The organism is Xenorhabdus sp. PB30.3, assembly GCF_963895965.1.
GTDB lineage: Bacteria > Pseudomonadota > Gammaproteobacteria > Enterobacterales > Enterobacteriaceae > Xenorhabdus > Xenorhabdus stockiae.
On record NZ_CAWQMW010000064.1, the window covers coordinates 1 to 3,665 of the forward strand.

4 protein-coding genes are annotated in these 3,665 nt (G+C 32.6%); all 4 read left to right on the top strand.

Annotated elements, in window-relative coordinates:
* Positions 1–30: 30 nt before the first annotated feature.
* Positions 31–447 (top strand): AAA family ATPase, encoded by a 417-nt coding sequence (locus AACX38_RS04960; RefSeq protein ID WP_445327110.1) that lies wholly within the window; start codon positions 31–33, stop codon positions 445–447.
* Positions 444–1,196, top strand: coding sequence for an ABC-2 family transporter protein (locus tag AACX38_RS04965; RefSeq protein ID WP_099120721.1), 753 nt, complete (start codon positions 444–446; stop codon positions 1,194–1,196). Before AACX38_RS04960 ends, AACX38_RS04965 begins: the two co-directional genes overlap by 4 nt.
* Positions 1,183–1,959: an ABC-2 family transporter protein gene (locus AACX38_RS04970; protein ID WP_228865834.1), complete on the top strand. Its 777-nt coding sequence runs from the start codon at positions 1,183–1,185 to the stop codon at positions 1,957–1,959. Before AACX38_RS04965 ends, AACX38_RS04970 begins: the two co-directional genes overlap by 14 nt.
* A 105-nt stretch (positions 1,960–2,064) precedes the next feature.
* A partial coding sequence (locus tag AACX38_RS04975) for an ABC transporter substrate-binding protein (protein ID WP_228865835.1) occupies positions 2,065–3,665 on the top strand: 1,601 nt, incomplete at its 3' end.

Below are 3,665 nucleotides of genomic sequence, written 5' to 3' on the forward strand. Positions count from 1 at the left end.
TTATGGGAGTAGCTATCTCTCTATGAGAATATAGAACTTTTTTCAAAAATATATAAACGTATTTATGATAAAGATCATGTTGAAAACATGATAGAGATAATGAATCTTAGAAATATTGCAAGGAAACCAGCAAAAACGTGTTCTTTAGGCCAGTCTGTCAAGTCTAATTTATTAATACATATGTTGAATAAGCCAAAGCTTCTTATTTTGGATGAGCCAACGATTGGATTGGATATAGAATCACAAATTTTATTACGTAATATTTTAAAAGATTATGCTGATAATAATGAGAGTAAAATACTTATTACTTCACATAATATGATAGATATAGCTGATATTTGTAAGGATATTATCTTTCTGAAAGAGGGTGAAGTATCAAGAGTAAACCTGAATGAGTGTGATTCCAAGGAAAAGAATGCGATATATTTAGAGAGGTTATTCTTGTGATTGCTAAATTCTCTTTTATAGAAACTATCAGAGCTAAGAATATTATATTAGGATACTACTTTCTTATAATAACACTGTATGCTGTTGAATTATCTTTTTGGAGTACAATGACAAGTTCAAGTGATTTTGCTCATTACACACGTAATGAGATAATCACTTATATATTATGGTCAGTGATGATTTTTCAGTTAACAAGTATTTCAGGATTTCCGGAGAGGTTAGCATTCAATATTGAAGATGGTAGTGTTGATAGATTAATCATCATGCCAAAGTCAATATTGCTGTATTATTCTGAGTATGCTTTTGGGCAGATGTTAGCCAGAATGTTTGTTATGTCTCCATTAGTTATTTTTATCATCTGGTATCAGGGTAATTTGCCAAACCTTTTATGGTTATTGGTTGCATTATGTATCGGTTTATTTATAAATTTATATTTAACAATGATATTATCTTGTATGGCTTTTAAGTTCAGAGGGGCTTACTCCTTTATTATGGTAAAGGATACGTTATCATGGGCATTATCAGGTGCCGTAATACCATTAGATGTATTTAATGACACCATAAAAATGTTTTTTAATTATATTCCTTTTCAATACATTACTTACGTCCCTGTTAAAATTGCAACAAATTCAATCTCTCTTTACTTTATACTGAGTGGTTTATTGGTAATGTTCTTCCTGATGATAACTTTCAGTGTCATCTGGCGTTATATGATAAAGTATAATCAAGGGTATAATGGCAATGCTTAATATTATATTTATAGGGTTTAAAAATAGTTTGTCAGAAGCTAAAAAAAGCCCTTTTAATTTCTGGATGGCGGCTTTTATTAATTTCAATTTCTATGTAGCGCAGGGTTTTTTCTGGTATGCTATTTTAGGATCAAAGTCTTCTGATTATATCTTGTCTAATGATTTCGTTCTTATCTTTTTTACTACTGTATGTCTGGTAGATAACTTTTATCTTTTTTTATTTGGAAGAGGAAGTTTTTTACTGACAAATAAAGTTAAATCATTGAGGTTAGATCCACATTTGATATTGCCGATAAATACTCAGTTTCTTTATGTTGCAACAGGAATTGCATTTGAACACTTTTTATTGTCATTTTCATCTTTAATCTTGTTTTTTGCTGTTCATATTTATTTAAATACTGATGTTTTGTACATGTTTTTGCATTTAATCATGGTCTTTGAGGGGGTTTTAGTTCTGACAGCGATCACATGGATCATAAGAACAAGCATATTCTGGACATCTGCTTTAGTGAGTATTAAATATTCTAACCCTTGTTTTAAGGTGTTAGTCAGGCCGGAGCAATCTTTCCACGGCTTGATACGTATTATTCTGATGTTTGTGCTTCCCTGTTTATTTATAACCGGTGTTCCGGCTTCAGTTGCAAATGGAATAATGAGTGTGAAATGGTTTTTTATTCAGTCAGCCATTACATTAATTTTAATTATTTTAGCGAAAGTGTTTTTTGATATTGGCGTTAGAAGATATGCCAAATATGTAACGTAATAACAAGTATTGAAGCGTTTTTTAGATGGCAGGCAAGTCAAGTTTTTTATAGAGAAATATAATGATGAATGTTTAAGTGATAATATAATTATGGAGAGCTTTATTATGGCTATACAAAAAATGATGACTAATTTAGCAGTAAAGAAAAAAATCAGCATACTCTCTTGTGTTATTGCAGCAATATTTGGAAATGTTTCATTATCTCACGCCGCTGTTGTGCCGGAAGGAACAAAACTGGCCTCGAAGCAGGAAATTGTACGTAATAATGGTTCAGAACCGGCCTCACTGGATATCCATAAAGTTTCAAGTGATGTTGAATTTAATATTATCAGTGATTTCTTTGACGGACTTATTCATATTAATAAACAGGGTAATATTGAACCAAGATTAGCCGAGCGTTGGGAAACTAGTGATAATAAAACATGGGTTTTTCATTTGAAAAAAGATATTAAATGGTCAGATGGTTCTCCTATTACCGCTCATGATGTGGTATTCAGTTGGCGACGTTTGATTGACCCTGATATTGTTTCACCTTATGGCAGTTATCTTGAAAATGCTTTTATTGTGAATGCAAATGCAGTGTTGATAGGAAAGAAAAAAGCAGAAGAACTTGGCGTAAAGGCTTTGGATGATTTTACTCTGGAAGTCAAATTAGAGAAACCTATCGGGGATTTCCTGCAGATGTTAATTCATCCGGTTATGTTTCCTATTAGTGAGAGGGCAGTAAAAAAACATGGCGATAAGTGGACTAGACCGGAAGCTTTTGTTGGGAGTGGGGCATATAAACTCTCTGAATGGGTTGTAAATGAGAAATTAGTTGGCGTCAGAAATACCCAATACTGGGATAATAAAAATACAGTTATTAATAAAGTGACGTATCTTCCTCTGTCCTCAGAGAAAGCAGATTTGAACCGTTATTTGGCGGGAGAAATTGATATTACCTTTACTATTCCGGCAGATTCTTATCCATCATTAAAGAAATCACTTCCTAACGAGGTACATATTTCTCCCAAAGCAACCGTATATTTCTATGATTTTAATAATAAAAAAATACCTTTTAATGATATCAGAGTAAGACAAGCACTGAGTTTAGCCATAGATCGCGATGTTATTGTTGATAAAATATTAGGGCAAGGGCAGTTGCCAGCTTATACAATGCTTACTCCTAATATTGGAAAATTTAATTTTTACCAGCCTGAATATGCTTCCTGGACTCAGGAGAAGCGCGTTGCCAAAGCCAAGAAATTATTAAATGAAGCTGGATTTAATAAAGACAATCCACTTAAATTCAACTTGCTCTATAATACGCAGGAAGGACATAAAAAAATTGCTATTGCTGTCTCCTCAATGTGGAAAAAAAATCTTGGTGTAAATGCTGTTTTGGAAAACCAAGAATGGAAGGTTATGTTGGATAACATGCATCAAGGGAAGTTCGATGTTATCCGCAGGGCATGGGTTGCTGATTATGATAGCCCGATGACATTTTTAGCTTTATTTTTATCTAATCAAGTAAAAAATACATCTCTGTATGAAAATAGTATCTTTGATAATTTGGTGAAAAAAGCAGGTGAGACTAACTCTAAAGATTATTATCAGCAGGCATCGGATATATTAACAAAGGACTTACCTTCTATCCCTATTTATTATTACGTTAATCATAATATGGTTAAATCTTATGTTGGTGGTTTTGATATCAACTCAAGGGG

Excerpts from the sequence above, each read along its gene's own strand:
- AACX38_RS04970 (WP_228865834.1), top strand. The coding sequence starts at position 1,183 with ATGGCAATGCTTAATATTATATTTATAGGGTTTAAAAATAGTTTGTCA.